Annotated in this window: 13 protein-coding genes; 6 read left to right on the forward strand and 7 right to left on the reverse strand. The window is 69.6% G+C overall.

What is annotated here, in order from left to right; translation table 11 throughout:
* Positions 1–15: 15 nt before the first annotated feature.
* On the reverse strand, positions 16–1089 hold the full coding sequence (locus AB8K43_RS11760; RefSeq protein ID WP_370894392.1) for a P1 family peptidase: 1074 nt from the start codon (positions 1087–1089) through the stop codon (positions 16–18).
* 78 nt (positions 1090–1167) lie between these two features.
* Between AB8K43_RS11760 and AB8K43_RS11765 the strand changes: the two genes are divergently transcribed.
* A complete protein-coding gene (locus tag AB8K43_RS11765) occupies positions 1168–2235 on the forward strand; it encodes a dipeptidase (protein ID WP_370894393.1) in 1068 nt (355 codons plus the stop codon).
* A gap of 21 nt (positions 2236–2256) precedes the next feature.
* Here AB8K43_RS11765 and AB8K43_RS11770 read toward each other — a convergent pair whose 3' ends face one another.
* Both AB8K43_RS11770 and AB8K43_RS11775 read right to left on the reverse strand, forming a co-directional pair.
* Positions 2257–2877 carry a hypothetical protein gene (locus AB8K43_RS11770; RefSeq protein WP_370894394.1) on the reverse strand — a complete coding sequence of 207 codons (621 nt, stop codon included), beginning with the start codon at positions 2875–2877 and terminating at the stop codon, positions 2257–2259.
* Between the two features lie 216 nt (positions 2878–3093).
* On the reverse strand, positions 3094–4680 hold the full coding sequence (locus AB8K43_RS11775; protein ID WP_370894395.1) for a DHA2 family efflux MFS transporter permease subunit: 1587 nt from the start codon (positions 4678–4680) through the stop codon (positions 3094–3096).
* A gap of 118 nt (positions 4681–4798) precedes the next feature.
* On the opposite strand from AB8K43_RS11775, the gene AB8K43_RS11780 reads away from it, so the two are divergent.
* From AB8K43_RS11780 to AB8K43_RS11800, 5 genes are all read left to right on the forward strand, one after another.
* The gene (locus AB8K43_RS11780) at positions 4799–5920 is read left to right on the forward strand and encodes a GuaB3 family IMP dehydrogenase-related protein (RefSeq protein WP_370894396.1); all 1122 of its coding nucleotides are present in this window, start codon (positions 4799–4801) and stop codon (positions 5918–5920) included.
* A complete protein-coding gene (locus AB8K43_RS11785; protein ID WP_370894397.1) occupies positions 5920–6303 on the forward strand; it encodes a hypothetical protein in 384 nt (127 codons plus the stop codon). The genes AB8K43_RS11780 and AB8K43_RS11785 overlap by 1 nt, the downstream gene beginning before the upstream one ends.
* Before the next feature lie 83 nt (positions 6304–6386).
* Positions 6387–6956, forward strand: coding sequence for a DUF305 domain-containing protein (locus AB8K43_RS11790; protein ID WP_370894398.1), 570 nt, complete (start codon positions 6387–6389; stop codon positions 6954–6956).
* A 95-nt stretch (positions 6957–7051) separates the two neighbouring features.
* On the forward strand, positions 7052–8644 hold the full coding sequence (locus AB8K43_RS11795) for a succinic semialdehyde dehydrogenase (RefSeq protein WP_370894399.1): 1593 nt from the start codon (positions 7052–7054) through the stop codon (positions 8642–8644).
* The gene (locus tag AB8K43_RS11800) at positions 8641–10452 is read left to right on the forward strand and encodes a GMC oxidoreductase (RefSeq protein ID WP_370894400.1); all 1812 of its coding nucleotides are present in this window, start codon (positions 8641–8643) and stop codon (positions 10450–10452) included. Before AB8K43_RS11795 ends, AB8K43_RS11800 begins: the two co-directional genes overlap by 4 nt.
* Before the next feature lie 3 nt (positions 10453–10455).
* On the opposite strand, the gene AB8K43_RS11805 is transcribed toward AB8K43_RS11800, so the two are convergent.
* The 4 genes from AB8K43_RS11805 to AB8K43_RS11820 all read right to left on the reverse strand — a co-directional run bounded on the left by AB8K43_RS11805 (position 10456) and on the right by AB8K43_RS11820 (position 17003).
* Positions 10456–12261 carry an ABC transporter ATP-binding protein gene (locus AB8K43_RS11805; protein WP_370894401.1) on the reverse strand — a complete coding sequence of 602 codons (1806 nt, stop codon included), beginning with the start codon at positions 12259–12261 and terminating at the stop codon, positions 10456–10458.
* Positions 12258–14003 (reverse strand): ABC transporter transmembrane domain-containing protein, encoded by a 1746-nt coding sequence (locus AB8K43_RS11810; RefSeq protein ID WP_370894462.1) that lies wholly within the window; start codon positions 14001–14003, stop codon positions 12258–12260. Before AB8K43_RS11810 ends, AB8K43_RS11805 begins: the two co-directional genes overlap by 4 nt.
* 87 nt (positions 14004–14090) lie before the next feature.
* Entirely contained in the window at positions 14091–15350 is a 1260-nt protein-coding gene (locus AB8K43_RS11815) for a glutaminase (protein ID WP_370894402.1), read from the reverse strand.
* Positions 15351–15380: 30 nt separating this feature from the next.
* The gene (locus AB8K43_RS11820) at positions 15381–17003 is read right to left on the reverse strand and encodes a glutamate synthase-related protein (RefSeq protein WP_370894403.1); all 1623 of its coding nucleotides are present in this window, start codon (positions 17001–17003) and stop codon (positions 15381–15383) included.
* Positions 17004–17060 lie beyond the last annotated feature (57 nt).

Consider the following 17060-nt stretch of genomic DNA (forward strand, 5'->3'; position numbering starts at 1 on the left):
GCGCGCCGCGCAGGTCTAGGTGAGCGCGTCGCGGTAGGAGGGCATGGCGATCCCTCCGTCCGCGCTGCGGTCGACCGAGGTCGCCGCGATCATGGCCCGCACGATCGCCCGGGTGACGCAATCGGCCGCCGCCACCTGGAGGTCGAGCAGGCCGAAGGGGGACGGCGCCGGTCGCGCGCCGGTGGCGAGGGCGAAGAAGGTGTCGCCGTCGAAGCTCGTATGCACCGGGGAGATTGCCCGCGCCAGGCCGTCGTGGGCGATTCCGGCAAGGGTCGCGCACTCGGCCTTGGTGAGGGTGGCGTCGGTCGCGACGACACCGATGGTCGTAGCCGTACCGGGCGTCAGACCTTCTCCCGCACCCTGATCGGACGTTTGCTCCGTCATCGCCTGCTCCATCGCGGCGCGGCGCGCGGCCACCTCTTCCCAATAGGCCGAAACCGCGTGGGGCCGAGGGGTCGGGAGCGCGAGTTCGTCCGGCAGGAGGGCGTGAGCGCCCCGCAGCGACCCGTCCGGGAGCATCGTCGACCCGACGGCATTGACGACGACATAGGCGCCCACGGTGGTGCCGTCGTCGAGCACCGCGCTCGCCGATCCGACCCCGCCCTTCAGCCCACCGGACTGCGCGCCGGTACCGGCGCCGACGCCCCCTTCGTCCACCGGCCCCGCCGTTGCCGCGTCGTACGCGGCGCGCCCATCGCTCGGGCCGGGGTGATGGAGCCAGGTGCCGGCCCGGCCAAGGTCGAAGACGATCGCCGTGGGCACGATCGGCACCACCTGTCCGGGTTCGCCGACCGGCCAGCCACGACCCTCGGCCGCCAGCGCGGCCATGACCCCGTCTGCGGTCCCGAGCCCGAAGGCGCTGCCGCCGCTCAATACGACCGCGTCGAGCGCATCGACCCGGTGGCGCGGGTCCAGCAGGTCGGTCTCCCGGGTGCCGGGGCCACCGCCACGGACCGCGACGCCACCCACCGTTCCGACCGGTGGGACGATCACGCTCACCCCCGTCAGCCACCCCGGCTCGTCTCGTGTCGCGTGGCCGACACGGACGCCGTCGACATCGGTGATCGCGTTGTGCGTTCCGCTGCGCATGGGCACCACCATGCCGCATCCCCGCGTCGCGTGCCCGCCTCGGCGACGTGCCTAGCGCGGGTGGTTGGATGGGGCGTCATGACGACTGCGGCGAACTCGCACCCCCTTCCGGTCCTTGATGGACACAACGACCTGCCGTGGGCACATCGCGAACTCGCGGGCTATGACCTGGATCGGGCGGATATCGCCGAGCCTCAGCCCGCCCTTCATACCGATCTGCCGCGGATGCGCGAAGGGGGCCTTGCCGCGCAGTTCTGGTCGGTGTGGGTCCCGCCAGAGCTGGCAGGTGAGGAGGCAGTCGCCGCGACGCACGAGCAGATCGACTTCGTCGAGGCGATGTGCGCGCGGTACGACGAGATGGTCCCGGCCCGCACCGCCGAGGAGGTCGAAGCGGCCTGGGCCCGAGGGCGCCACGCGGCCCTGATCGGGATGGAAGGGGGGCACTCCATCGGCGGGTCGCTTACGACCCTCGCCGAGATGGCCGAGCGCGGGGCGCGCTATATGACGCTGACGCACAACGACACGACCGACTGGGCGGACTCGGCGACCGACGAGCCGCGGCACGGGGGCCTCACCGATTTCGGGCACGAGGTCGTGCGCGAGATGAACCGGCTCGGCGTGATGGTCGATCTGTCGCACGTGAGCGCGCAGACCATGCATGACGCCCTCGATACGACCGCGATGCCGGTGATCTTTAGCCACTCCAATGCGCGCGCCCAGTGCGATCACCCGCGCAATGTGCCCGACGATGTCCTCGCCCGGATCCCCGGCAATGGCGGAGTCGTCATGGTGAATTTCGTGCCGTACTTCCTCGATGACACCTGGGCGGCCTGGCACATCGAGGCCGCCGCGCGGCGACGCCGCGAGGAGCCGGTCGATCACCCCCTTCCGACGACCCGACCCGGGATCGAGGCGGTCGTGCGCCACCTGGAGTACCTCCGGGACGTCATCGGGATCGATCACCTCGGGATCGGCGCCGATTTCGATGGGGTCGACCAGTTACCGACCGACCTTGGCGGCGTCGACACGTATCCGAATCTCTTTGCGGCCCTCACCGAGCGCGGTTGGTCCGGCGCCGAGCTGACCGCCCTCGCGCATGGCAACGCCCTGCGCGTGCTGCGGGAGTGCAGCGTGCGCAGGGCGTAGCGACCAGTAGGCGGGGGTCGGTCAGGGGGTGAGGGTCATCGTGACCTTGTTGCCCGGACCGGAGACCATGTCGGAGATGATCGAGTCGATCGCGCCGCCGGGGATCGGACCACAGCCGCGGAACTTCGGGATCGTGTAGGTCCCGGTGAGGGTGGTCGGCTCAAAGATGTTGGTCATCTTGCCGGTCACGTTGATGTCGGTGGTGGTGACCGTCTTGCAGGTCTTGGGGTTGACCAGGTTCAGCCATGGCATGCCGGCGGGGGAGATCCTGGTGATCCGGATGTTCGCCTTCTGCGTGGTGTTAATGACGAGATCCTTCAGCGTGCCCGTCGAGGGTCCGACCGGCTCCTGGACGATCGTCACATCGGCAAGCGGGTGGCGGCCGATCGTGAGCTTGGTCTTGAAGGGGGCCACCTCGACGGTGCTCGTGAGCGAACCGTTGCTGGTGTCGAACTGAGACACCGACGTGCCGGAGGTCTTCAGGGTCTTCTTCATCTTCGCCGAGTACGTCTCGATCGAGACCTTGTTGTTGAGGGTCCAGATCTCGGCTGGCGCGGCCGGGGCGGCCTGAGCATTGGTACCGGCGAATACCGGGGCAGCGACGAGGGCGGTCACCGCGAGCACGACAGCGCGTCGGGCCATGGTTCTCTCCTTTGAGAAGGGGGATGGTCCCGACGGGGTCATCGGGCTCGGAGAGAATTGTTACCACGCAGTAGCCTCGCGGGGCGAGAGGGAGGCGACGACAAATCGCCGAACGGTCGCGGGCGTCTCAGCCGGTGGACGCGACGACGCGCGTCAGCCCCGATCTCCTGGGGGAGGACCGGGGCTGACGGGCGGGCGCGAGCGGCGAAAAATGCCTTAGTGCATCAGTACCGGCTCGTGCGAGCGCTCGTTTTCTTCGCTGCGGGAGCGGGGCAGGAAGAAGGCGGGGACGAGCGCGAAGACCACGAGCACCAGCGAGACCATCCACGAGTGCCCGAAGGCGTCGGCGGCTGACGTCAGGCCCTGCGACACCATCGCCTCGACCGCGGTGGGGTCGGGCGGCAGTGGCTGCCCGGATTGGTTCGCCATCGCGGCGGTCCGCTCGGGATCGACGGTCATCCCGATTGCGAAGCTCGAGAGCGGGTTTTCCTTCAGCGCGTTGGTGAGCACGACCGAGACGACGGCGGTCCCGATCGAGGCCGCGACCTGCTGGGTGATGTTGGTCAGGGTCGAGCCGCGGGCCACCTCGTGCTCCTGCAACGTGCGCAGGGCAGCGGTCATCACCGGCATCATCGTCATCCCCATGCCAAGCCCCTGGACAAACAGGGCGCCGCAGAGGAGCAGGTAGCTCGTGTCGGGGGTGACCTGGGTGAAGGGCGCCATCCCGAGCAGGATCAGCACGATGCCGGAGAGGACGAACCAGCCCGGCCCCTTCTTGTCGGTGAGGGCTCCGGCGATGGGCATGGTCACCATGGCTCCGATGCCCTGCGGCGCGAGGAGCAGACCGGCCATCAGCGTGGTCTCGCCGCGCACGCCGATGAAGTATTGGGCGTAGAGCAGCATCGAGCCGAAGAAGGCGACGGCAAAGACGACCAGGGTGAGGATCGCGACCGTGAGGTTGAGGTTCTTAAAGAGGCGCAGGTCGATCAGCGGATGGTCCTTGCGCAAGGCGTGCCAGACGAAGGCCATCTGCAAGATCGCGCCGATCACGACCGGGACGATGACGCCGCTCGCGGTGAAGGAGCCTTCCTCGGGGATCGAGCTGACGCCGTAGAGGAAGAGGGCGAGGCCCGGGGAGAGGAGGGCGAAGCCCAGCAGGTCGAAGGATTCCGAGGGGTGCTCGGTGTCCTTCGGCAGGACCAACGCGGCGTAGATGATCGCGCCGATGCCGATGGGCAGGTTGATCAGGAAGATCCAGTGCCAGCTCGCGATCTCGATGAGCCAGCCGCCGAGAATCGGGCCGAGGATGGGGCCGAGCAGCATGGGGATCCCGAGGACGGCCATGACGCGGCCGATGCGCTCCGGCCCGGCAGCCTTCGTCAGGATCGTCATGCCGAGGGGCATCAGCATCCCGCCGCCGAGGCCCTGGAGGACCCGGAAGGCGATGAGGGATTCGATGCTCCAGGCGACGGCACAGAGCAGCGAGCCGATCGTAAAGAGCGCGACAGCGGTGAGATAGAGCCGCTTGGTGCCGAACCGGTCGGCAGCCCAGCCGGTCGCCGGGATGACCGCCGCGAGGGCGAGGGTGTACCCGGTGATCGTCCACGCGGCCGTCGCGGGCGTGGTGTCCCAGGTGGACATGAAGGTGTTTTGGGCGACACCGACGACCGTCATGTCGAGGATCGACATGATCGAGCCGAGGACGACGACGCCCGCGACCAGCAGGACGCGCCGATCGAGGCGGTCGTCGTGGGGTAATCCGTCGACGCCGAGCGTTTGCGGCTCGGCAGGCGATGTGGACACGCGTGCTCCTTGGCAGGTGAAGGGGGGTAAAGACCAGGAAGGGGCAGCACGTGTGCTGGACCCGAAGGGCGACAGCACCGTCGCGACCTCGATTATTCCCGGTCGGTAGGCTGCTCGGGTGAACGAGATCGAAATCGGACGTGGCAAGCGGGGCCGCCGGGCGTACTCCTTTGATGACATCGCGGTGCTGCCGTCACGGCGCACGCGTGATCCCGAAGAGGTGTCGCTCGACTGGCAGATCGACGCCTACCACTTCGCCCTGCCCGTGATCGCCGCTCCGATGGATTCGGTGATGTCCCCGGCGACGGCGATCGCCTTCGGGCGCTTCGGGGGCCTGCCGGTCCTTGACCTCGAGGGCCTGTGGACCCGTTACGAGGATCCCGAGCCCCTGCTCGCGGAGATCGCCGAGCTGGACGCCGGCCGGGCGACGACCCGGATGCAGGAGATCTACAGTGCGCTGATCCAGCCCGAGCTCATCACCGAGCGTCTCCGGGAGATTCGCGAGGCGGGAGTGACCGTCGCGGGCGCGCTCAGCCCGCAGCGCACGCAGCAGCATTGGCGCACGGTCGTCGACGCCGGTGTCGACCTCTTCGTCATCCGCGGCACGACCGTCTCGGCCGAGCACGTGAGCAGCCAGGCCGAGCCGCTGAACCTCAAGCGCTTCATCTACGAGCTCGACGTCCCCGTGATCGTCGGTGGAGCCGCCACGTACACGGCGGCGCTGCACCTCATGCGGACCGGTGCGGCCGGGGTGCTGGTCGGCTTCGGTGGAGGCGCGGCCCACACGACCCGGGCGACCCTCGGTATCCACGCTCCGATGGCCTCGGCGGTCGCCGATGTCGCGGCGGCCCGTCGCGACTATCTCGACGAGTCCGGCGGCCGGTACGTCCACGTCATCGCCGATGGTGGGCTCGGCACGAGTGGTGACATCGTCAAGGCGATCGCGGTCGGCGCGGACGCCGTCATGCTCGGCGCGGCGCTGGCCAGGGCCACGGATGCACCCGGCAAGGGCTGGCACTGGGGCCCGGAGGCGCACCACCCGGAGCTCCCCCGCGGCGAGCGCGTCCAGGTCGGCCATGTCGCCCCCCTTGAGCAGGTCCTTTTCGGTCCCGGTCACGTCGCCGATGGGACGACGAACCTCGTCGGCGCCCTCCGCCGGGCCATGGCCACTACCGGCTACACCGAGGTCAAGGAACTCCAGCGCATCGAGGTCGTCGTCTCTCCACACCAGCCCAGCTGATGACCCGCACGCCGTCACCGTGGGCGCGTTCGCAGGCACTGGCCCTGCTGATCGCGGCCCTCGTGTGTCACGGCGTGCTGGCCTGCCAGGTCGGTCCGGGAGGGGACCACGCGGGACACGAGGCGCCCGCGATGGGATCCATGACCCACGTGGCCGCCACGATGGCTGCGGTGAGCGGGGAGATCGCGCACCACCATGACGGGTCGCTCCTCGCGGCAGTGCTCGTCGTCCCGGTCCTGTTGCTGCTGGTCCTCTTCGCCATGCGCGCGGCGAGGCGCGCGCTCGGCCAGCCCGCGCCGCACCCCCTTCGGACTCGGGTCCTCCCGCGGGGACCGCCCCCCGCGCGCCCCCGCCGTCTCCTGCTCTGCATCAGCCGGACGTGATCGGGCCGGGCCAGCTCTGACCGCTGGCACGACCGACCTTGCGCTGCTCGCAGCGCGTCCACGATGCAAGGAGAACACCAGTCATGAAGCGCACGATTCTCGCCGCGGCAGCGACCGCCGTGGCCCTGACCCTCGGAGCCTGCGGCTCGACCACCTCAGCCACCACCGCCGATCAGACCTCGACGGCCACCTCGGCCTCCGAGGTCAACCCCCACGACGCGATGTTCGTGGCGATGATGATCCCGCACCACGAGCAGGCGATCGAGATGAGCGATCTCGTCCCGTCGCGCTCGGACAGTCAGGAGGTCAAGGATCTCGCCCGCCAGATTAAGGATGCTCAGGGCCCGGAGATCGAGCAGATGTCCGGCTGGCTCAGGGAATGGGGGATGACCGCGGGCGGTATGGACCACTCTGGCCACGGGATGGACGGGATGATGTCCGACGCCGAGATGACCGATCTCAAGGGGCTCTCGGGCGCCGCCTTCGACACCAAGTGGCTCGAGATGATGATCGAGCACCATGAGGGCGCGATCACCATGGCCGAAGGCGTCCGCAAGAACGGCAGTGACCCGCGAGTCCGCGACCTCGCCGACGCGATCATCGAGGGCCAGGAGAAGGAGATCAGCCAGATGAAGGGGATGCTCGCCTCCTAACCCGAGCACCTTGCCTCTGCGGCCGGTGGCCGCGAAGGGGGAAGAATTCTCCCCCTTCGCGGCCATCGGACGAGGAGGCCATCTACCCTTTGGTAATGACCTCGGAGATCATCGCCGACCCAGAGCTCGACCCCACCGCCACGTACGCCGTATCCCCTTCGCGCGCACGGCATTTGGCGGCTCGGGTGGTCGCCTCCCCGAAGGCCGAGACCTTCACCCGCACCTCGCCGATCACCGGCGGCCCGCTCGCGGCGCTGCCCATCTCGACGGCCACCGACGTGCGACGCGCGGTCTCGCTCGCGCGCTCGGCGCAGCGCCGCTGGGCGGCGATGTCCTTCGACCAGCGCAAACGGGTCTTCCTGCGCTTCCACGACCTCGTCCTCGAGCACCAGGTCGAGCTGCTCGACCTGGTCCAATTGGAATCGGGCAAGGCCCGAGCCCACGCCTTCGAGGAGGTCCTCGACGTCGCGATCGCGTCTCGGCACTACGCGCAGGAGGCCGAGTCGTACCTGCGGCCGCGCCGTCGCCGCGGTGCGATCCCCGTGCTCAGCCAATCCCGCGAGCTGCACCACCCGAAGGGGGTCGTCGGGATCGTCTCGCCGTGGAATTACCCGCTCTCCCTGGCGATCACCGACGCGATCCCGGCGCTGATGGCCGGCAACGCGGTCGTGCTGCGTCCCGACCAGCAGGGGTCGCTCTCGGCCCTCGCGGGCATCGAGTTGCTCGGGGAGGCCGGACTGCCCGTTGGGGTGCTTCAGGTCGTCCTCGGTCCGGGATCGAGTACCGGGCAGGCCGTGGTGGACGCGGCTGATTACGTGTGTTTCACCGGCTCCACGCCGACCGGGCGCAAGATCGCGGCTGCGGCAGCGGAGCGGCTCGTCTCCTTCAGCCTCGAACTCGGGGGTAAGAACGCGGTCTATATCGCCGCCGATGCGCACCTCGACCGCGCCGTCGATGGTGCCATCCGGGCCTGCTTCTCCTCGGCAGGGCAACTCTGCATCTCCACCGAGCGGGTCATCGTCCACACCGATATCTACGACCAGTTCGTGCCCCGCTTCGTCGCGGCGGTCCGCACGATGACGGTCGGGACGGCGCTCGAGTTCGGCTACGACATGGGCTCGCTCGTCTCGCAGGATCAGCTCGACATCGTGACGGCACACGTCGAGGACGCGGTGAAGAAGGGGGCGGAGGTCCTCGTCGGCGGCAAGGCGCGCCCCGACCTCGGCCCGTACTGCTATGAGCCGACCGTCCTCGCCGGGGTGACCGCCGCGATGGCAGTGCGCGATGAAGAGACCTTCGGACCGGTGACCTCGATCTACCGCGTGAGTTCCGACGACGACGCGATCGCACTCGCCAATGACACCGACTATGGCCTGAACGCCTCGGTGTGGACCCGGGACGTCCGCCGCGGCCGCGAGATCGCCGCGAAGATCCAGACCGGGACCGTCAATATCAACGAGGCCTACGCGGCCGCCTGGGCCTCCATGGCCGCACCGATGGGCGGGATGAAGGCGAGCGGCATGGGTCGGCGCCACGGCGCAGAGGGGATCCTCAAGTACACCGAGTCTCAAAATGTCACCGCCCAGCATCTCCTGCCGATCGCCCCCGCCTTCGGGGCGAGCGATCAGACCTTCGCCAAGGTGATGAGCGTCAGCCTGGCGCTGATGAAGAAGGCCGGCCTGTCGTGACCCGCGACGCTCGCGGCGTCGCGGCCGAACCCGATGTCGACGTGCTCATCATCGGCTCCGGCTTCGGTGGATCGGTGTCCGCGCTCCGGCTGGCGGAAAAGGGCTATCGGGTCCGAGTGCTGGAGGCCGGGCGCCGCTTCGCCGACTCGGACTTCGCGCGGACGTCGTGGGACTTAAAGAACTTCCTCTGGGCGCCCTCTCTCGGCTGCTACGGGATCCAACGCATCCACCTGCTGAGCGACGTGATGATCCTCGCCGGGGCCGGCGTCGGCGGCGGATCGCTCAACTACGCCAACACGCTCTACGTGCCGCCCGCCCCCTTCTTTGCCGACCCGCAGTGGCGCGAGATCACCGACTGGAGCGTGGAGTTGGCTCCGCACTACGCCCTGGCCCAGACGATGCTCGGCGTCGTCACCAATCCCTGCGAGGGGCCGGTCGAGCAGGTGATGCGCGAGGCCGCCGCGGACATGGGGGTCGCCGAGACCTTCCGCAAGACCCCCGTCGGGGTCCTCTTTGGCACCGGCGAAGGGGGAGAGACGCTCGCCGATCCCTACTTCGGCGGGGCCGGGCCCGCCCGCACGACCTGCACCGAGTGCGGCAACTGCATGGTCGGCTGCCGGGTCGGCGCGAAGAACACGTTGGTGAAGAACTACCTTGCGCTCGCCGAATCCCTCGGCGCAGAGGTCATCCCGCTGCGGACCGTCACCCGGATCGGGGAGGTGGTCGGCGCGCCGGGAGAGGCCGTCACCTACCGGGTGCGCCATGAGCGCACCGATGCCCGCGGCGACGAGGGCGCTCGAGTCACGACCGCTCGCCACGTGATCCTGGCGGCCGGGACGTGGGGGACGCAGCACCTGCTCCACGCGATGCGCGCCGAAGGAGAACTCCCTCGCCTATCCCCGCGCCTTGGGGAGCTCACCCGGACCAACTCCGAAACCCTCGTCGGGGCGCTCGCGTCGGCGACCCCTGCCGAGCCCCTGACGAAGGGGGTAGCGATCACCTCCTCCTTCCACCCGGATGCGGATACGCACATCGAGAACTGCCGTTATGGCGAGGGCTCGGACGCGATGGGGCTGCTCACGACGCTGCTCGCGCCCGGGGACGACAGCAGGTGGCCCCGCTGGGCGCGGCTGCTCGCCTCCCTTCCGAGCCAGCCCAAGGCGCTCGCCGCGTGGTTCCCACCGGGGCGCCACTTCGCGGACCGGACGATCATCGGGCTCGTCATGCAGTCCCTCGACAACTCCCTGTCGACCTCCGTGACCCGCTCGCGCTTCGGTCGGTGGAAGCTCACCTCGCGGCAGGGCCACGGCGAGCCCAATCCCACCTACATCGAGGCCGGCCACCGCGGCATTCGCGCGATCGGCAAGCGCCTCGCCGAGCGGATCGGCGTGCCGGTGTACGCAGGAGGGACGTGGGGCGAGGCCTTCGATGTCCCGTTGACCGCCCACTTCCTCGGTGGCGCTCCGATCGGCGACAGCCCGCAGCGCGGCGTCATCGATCCCTACCACCGCGTCTGGGGCTATCCGGGGATCTCGGTGGTTGATGGGTCGGCGATCTCGGCCAATCTCGGCGTCAACCCGGCCCTGACGATCACCGCCCAGGCCGAGCGCGCGATGTCGCTGTGGCCCAATCGCGGGGAGGTCGACCCCCGGCCCGAGCAGGGCGACCGATACGAGCGCCTCGAACCGATCGCGCCGCGCGAACCCGCGGTCGCTCGGTTCACCCACACGACGGCTCGGGTGAGCCGCCCGGGCGAGCGCGGCGAACCGGTCGACATCGGGATGCCGGTCCTCGCGCCCGCCCGCTGAGCCTTAGCGCTCGTCGCGCCACGAGCGCCAGAGCGCCGCGTACGAACCATCGGCCGCGATCAACTCATCATGGGAGCCGATCTCGCTGATCCGGCCCTCTTCGATGACCGCGATCCGATCGGCGTCGTGAGCGGTGTGCAGGCGGTGCGCGATCGCCACCACGGTGCGCTCGCTCAGGACCGCACCGAGTGAGCGCTCGAGATGGCGCGCGGCCCGTGGGTCGAGCAGGGAGGTGGCTTCGTCGAGCACGAGGGTGTGCGGGTCGGAGAGCACCAGGCGGGCGAGCGCGATCTGCTGCGCCTGCGCCTCGGTGAGAGCGTGTCCGGCCGAACCCACGAGCGTGTCGAGACCCGACGGCAGCGCGAGCGCCCAGTCCAGTGCGTCCACGGTGGCGAGCGCGCGACGCAGGTCGGCCTCGGTCGCGTCCTCCCGGGCGAGGAGCAGGTTGTCGGCGAGGGTCCCGACGAAGACGTGGTGCTCCTGAGTGACGAGGGCGACCTCCCGGCGAAGGGCGTCGAGGTCCAAATTGACGAGGGGTACCCCACCGACGACGGCCCGCCCAGCGGTGGGCGCGTCGATGCCAGCGAGGAGGCGCCCGAGGGTGGATTTCCCGGCCCCACTCGGGCCGACCATCGCGAGGCGTTCCCCGGGTCGCAGTGCGAGATCGAACCCGTGGAGCACGTCGTGGCCGGCGCGGTACGCGTAGCGCACCCCCTTCGCCTCCACCTGATCGCCGTCGGGCACCTCACCGGTCGGCGTGCGATCGGGCGGGACATCGGCGATCCCGATGATCCGTGCGAGCGAGGTCGCGCCGACCTGGATCTCGTCCAACCAGGAGACGAGCTCATCGAGGGGGTCGACGATCTGGCGCAGGTAGAGCACGACCGCGACGGCCGCGCCCAGGCTGACCCGGCCCTGGCCGACGAGCCAGCCACCCCAGACGACCGCGATGGCCGGGGGGAGGAGGTAGCCGAGCTCGACCCAGGGGAACCATTGAAGGCGCAGGCGCAGCGTGTATCGCTCGGCCCGCCAGGCGTTGCCGACGCGCTCTGCCATCCGGGCGCGGCGCTCAGGTGCCAGCTGGAGCGCGTCGATGGTGCGCACGCCGGAGATCGTCTCCGAGGCGACCGAATTGAGCTGCGCATACGCTCCGCGTTCCCAGAGATAACCGTCGCGGGCGCGCTTGAGGTAGCGGCGGGTCGAGGGCAGCACGAAGGGCAGCGCGACCAACCCGGCGAGCGCCACGAGCGGCGAGGTCACGAGGGCCGCGCCGAGGGTCAGCACCACGCTGACGATTGCGACGAGGATCGCCGGGACACCGAAGCGGGCGACATAGGAGAGGGCATCGACGTCGTTGGTGGTGCGCGCGACGAGATCACCGGTGCCGGATCGCTCCAGGGTCGACAAGGGGAGCCGGACCGCATCGCGCATAAAGCCCGCGCGCAGGCCCGCGAAGATGCTCTCGCCGAGGATGAAGGCGGTGCGCCTCGCGACCCAGGTCAGCGCGGTCTGAGCCGCCACGACGACGGCGAGACCGATCGCGTACCGGTCGACGTCACTCCTGCTGGCGCCGGTCGTCACCGCGTCAAGAAGCCGACCGATCAGCCAGGGCGAGGCCAGGCCGACACCGGCCGCGAGGGCATGCCACACGAGCGTCATCGCGAACTCGCGCCGGTGGGTTCGCGCCAATCCCCGGGTGTGCGCAAGGACGCTTGCCGGGTCGGCGACGGGCAGCGTGCGCACCATGGTGTCGGTGACCGGCGTGCTGTCGGCGGTTGCGGCGCTGGGCGCCGTCATCTGGGTGGTCACTCGTCCTCCCCTCGGATGACGATCTCGCGGTAGGCGCGGTGGCTCATCAGGTCGTGGCGAGTCCCGCTCAGGACGACGCGGCCCCCTTCGATGAGCAGGACCTCGTCGGCGACATCCAGCAGGAGGGGACTCACCGTCACGATGACGGTGGTGCGGCCGCGCCGGGAGTCGGCGAGTGCCGCGGCCACCCGCGCCTCGGTGTGGGCGTCGACGGCGCTGGTCGGTTCGATGAGCACGAGGGTCTCGGGCTCCGCGAGCAGGGCTCGAGCGAGGGCGACCCGTTGCCGCTGGCCTCCCGAGAGCGAGCGGGCCTGCTCGTCGAGCTCGCTGTCCAGCGCGCCATCGACGGCATCGAGGACATCGGTGGCGCTCGCAACCCGAAGGGCGTCCAGCACCGCCTCGTCGTCGGGAGCGAGACCGCGCACTCGGGCAGCGGAGGTGAGCTCGTCGCGCAGCACGCCGGAAAAGAGCCGCGGTTCGGCCTCGGAGACGACCACGCGCTGGCGGACCTCGCTCAGCGGGAGTGTCGCCAGATCGAGGCCGTCGAGCAGGACGGGCCCGGCGCTCGGATCACCAGCGCCGACGCGACCGAGTCGCTCGGCGATGGCGGCACTCGCCTCGGGTTGCGCCGAGACCAGCGCGGTGAGCCGGCCCGCGTGGATCGCGGCGCCGCTGGTCCGGTCGAGGAGCCGGACGGAGTCCGCCGGTCGTCTGGCCGCTGCGGTGCTCACTTCGGGCTCGACCGGCGAGACGTTGAGGACACGCAGGACCTTTGCCGCGGCGACCCGGGCCCGGATGGTCTTGTCGACCGCCTCGGTGACGGTCCGAAGGGGCATCGCGAGGAAGGTCGCGTATCCGTAGAAGGCGACGAGTTCGCCGGGGCTCACCTTCCCGTCGACGACCTCGCGGGCACCGAACCAGACGACCGCGACGGCGAAGAGGCCAGGGAGGAGCACCTGAGCCGAGTCGAGGGCCGCTTGGACCCCAGCGACCCGGACACCAGCGCGTCGCACGCGTTGGGATTGGTCGAGATACCGGCGCAGGTAGAGGCCTTCTCCACCGATCCCGCGCAGAATCCGTAGGCCGCCGACGGTGTCGGCCGCGAGGGTCGTCATCGTCCCGACCTCTTCGCGTTGGGCCGCCTGGCGGGCCTGGAGGGGCCGCACGATGAGGGCGAGGGAGGCCAGGAGCAGGGGGCCGCCGAGCAGGATCAGCAACCCGATATCGCGCGAGGTCGTGAGGAGATAGCCCGCGACGATGCACCAAGAGATGATCGCCCCGGCGAGGCGAGCCGAGACGTCGTAAACCGTGCCGATGCGCACCATGTCATTGGCGTAGACCGCGAGCACATCGCCGTGGGGGATCGTCCGGGAGATGGCTGGGCCGCGAGCGAGGACCGCCTCGTCGACGAGCTGGACCGTGCGATAACTCGCGGTCAACCAGTTGTGCACGGCCGCCCAGTGCCGAGCCACGCCAAAGAGCGCGGTCGCCACCGCAAGCGCCACGAGGACCGCCGCCCATCGCCACAGCTGGGTGAGGTCGCCGTCGCGCATCCCCACATCAATGGCGCGCCCGAGGACGGCCGGCAGCAGAGCGAGCGAACCCATCCACCCGACCCCGCAGATGACGCCGAGGATGAGCAGCGCGCGTTGCTGCCCCCCGAGCCAGAGCAGGTATCGGGTGGTGGAGCGGGTATCGGGCGTCCCGGGGTCGCGCAGGGGGAAGTCGTCGTGAAGGAGCATCGCGCTCACGGACGCTAGTACCGCCCCCACCCCCTTCGCGACCTAATTACCGGTGATGGGGGTGGACCGGAAGGGAGTTGAGCCCTCCTAGAGCTCGCCGAGGCTGAGCCGGGTGGGCCGGTATCCCTCGTCGGGATCGGGCAGGGCGTCCTCCGGGTCCACGATCGCGATGTCATGGCCATCGAGGTGGAGACGGCGTACCCCTTCGAGCAGCATGCGACGGCCGACCTGGTCGACCTGGGCGACCCGGCTGAGGTCGAGGACGACCGGGTCGGGGCCCTCCGGCAATTCCGTCAGCGCGCGCATCACGCGCTCGGCCTCGCTGAAGCGCACCACGCCCTGCAACTGGACGCGGGTGGCCTCGCGGCCGTCCAGGGTGAGCGGTCCGATATCGCGCACGGTGTGCTGACCGCTCGGGACGGCGCCCATGAGATGAAGGCCCATATCATCGGAGAGGCGCTGACAGATCTGGACTCCGCGCACGCTGTTGCCGACCGAGTCCAGTGCCGGGGAGAAGGTCCCGATCCCCACCTGACCTGGGAGCACGCCGAGGATGCAGCCGGAGACACCGCTCTTGGCCGGGATTCCGACGGCGGAGATCCAGTCCCCAGCAGCGTCATACATGCCGCAGGTCGTCATCACGCTGAGGACCTGACGAACGACGAGTGGCGAGACCACTCGCTTGCCGCTGATCGGGTTGACGCCGGCGTTGGCGAGGGTCGCGCCCATCATCGCGAGGTCCGCGGTCGTCACCGCGATCGAGCACTGCCGGGTGTAGCCCTCAACCTGATCGAGCGGGTCTCCGATGAGCGCGCCCGTCGTGCGGACCATGTAGGCCAGGGAACGGTTGCGATCCGCGGTCTCCATCTCGGAGGCGAAGACCGCCTCGTCGACCGCGAGCTCTCGCCCCGCGAAGGCGGACAGCCCCGCGCGCACGTGCTCGAAGCGCTCGTCGGCGTCCAATTCCGGCGAGCCGACCAGGCTATGGGTGGTGATCGCCCCGATATTGATCATCGGATTGCGGGGCCGGCCGCTTTCGGGTTCGAGTGAAATCTCGTTGAAGGCTTCGCCCGACGGTTCGGTCCCGACGTGGCTGTAAACGTCCTTCCATCCTCGCTCTTCGAGGGCGAGGGCATAGACGAAGGGTTTAGACGCGGACTGGATGGTGAACTCGACGTCCGCGTCACCGGCGGAGTACAGGGTCCCGTCCGGGGTACAGAGGGCGACCGCCAACCGGTCGAGCGGCGCCTGCGCGAGTTCGGGGATGTAGTCGGCGCGCTCGCCCCCTTCGTCCCCATGGCACTCGGTGAGGACCTGCTCGAGATAGTCGGGTACGGGGGTACGCATGCGCTGCTCCGTTGAGGTGGGTGAAGGGGGTCAGTCCAGGGGGCCTGCGAAGCGCACACCCGCGAGGTCGGCGATCTCGCGCTTCCAGGCCACGAGGTCGTCGCGCTCGAAGTCCTGCAGGTGGGAGTGGCCACAGGCGCGGGCCATCACCTGCATGAGCTCGATGCTCGAGGCGAAGAAGCGCTCGAGTTGTGCGGCCGAGCGCTCGATGTCGAGGCGCGCCCGCAGGTCGGGGCGCTGGGTCGCGATCCCGACCGGACACCGGTCGGTGTGGCAGGCCCGCATGGCGAGGCACCCGATCGCCTGCATCGCGGCATTGGAGACCGCGATGGCGTCCGCTCCGAGCGCGAGCGCCTTGATGAAGTCCGGGGGCGTGCGCAGACCGCCGGTGATCACGAGCGTCACATCGCTCGCATCCGATCGATCGAGGAAGCACCGTGCTCGAGCGAGGGCCGGGATCGTCGGCACCGAGATGTTGTCGCGGAAGATCAGCGGCGCCGCCCCGGTCCCACCGCCTCGACCGTCGAGGATGACGTAGTCGACACCGATGTCGAGCGCCGCCTGGAGGTCGTCTTCGATGCGCTGTGCGGAGAGCTTGAAGCCGATCGGGATGCCGCCGGTGATCTCGCGGACATGCGCGGCGACCTCGCGGAAGTCCGCGATGGTCGTCAGGTCCGGGAAGCGCGCCGGCGAGATCGCGTCCTGCCCCTCCGCCAAACCCCGGACCTCGGCGATCTTGCCGACGACCTTGTGTCCCGGCAGGTGTCCGCCGGTCCCGGTCTTGGCGGCCTGTCCACCCTTGAAGTGGAAGGCCTGGCAGCGCGCGACCTTGTCATCGCTGTAGCCGAAGCGGGCCGAGGCGAGCTCGTAGAAGTACCGGCTGCACGCCTCCTGCTCTTCGGCGAGCATCCCCCCTTCGCCCGAACAGATGCCCGTCCCGGCGCGCTCGGCGCCGGTGGCGAGCGCCACCTTCGCCTCCTCGGAGAGAGCCCCAAAGCTCATATCGGAGACGAAGAGGGGGATCTTTAGGTGCAGGGGGCGTGCAGCGCGGGGGCCGATCACGACCTCGGTCCCGACCGGATCGTCATCGAGAAGGGGGAGCCGGGCGAGCTGGCCGGTCACGATCTGCAGATCGTCCCAGCAGGGCAGCGTCGGGTTGGGCACGCCCATCGCCTCGACCGGGCCGTGGTGGCCGACGCGCTCGAGACCGTGGCGCGCGAGCTGATGGATCGCCCGGTTGCGGGGCTCATCCTTGGTGCCCTTGAGGTCTTCGTAGAGGCCGAGGTACTGGTCGCGGCGGTAGTGCTGCGGGTGATCCTTGGCGAAGGCCGCCACCTCACCGGCATCGACCCAAACCCGACCCTCATCGACCCAGGAGGTGAAGCGGGCGAGGTCCGCCCCCTGGTGGTAGAGGTTCTGGCCGGAGGAGAGGTCGTAGGTGGAGCCGTGGAGGCCGCAGACGAGCCGGTCGCCGCGGACATCGGCGTCGCTCATCAGGGCCCCGCGGTGCCGACATCGGCCGTAGAGCACGATCACGTCGTCGTCAGCACGACGGATCAGGGCGAGGTCGACCCCTTCGACCAGGGCATAGGCCGGTTTGTCGATGGTGAGGTCGGTGAGTTCGGCTACGGCGACAGCGGTGTCGGTCGTCATGGCAGGTAAGTATGTCAAGGGCTGGTCAGAGGTTCGCGAGGACTCACGTAGCCTGTT

Source organism: Janibacter sp. GXQ6167, assembly GCF_041365945.1.
Lineage (GTDB): Bacteria > Actinomycetota > Actinomycetes > Actinomycetales > Dermatophilaceae > JBGFSK01.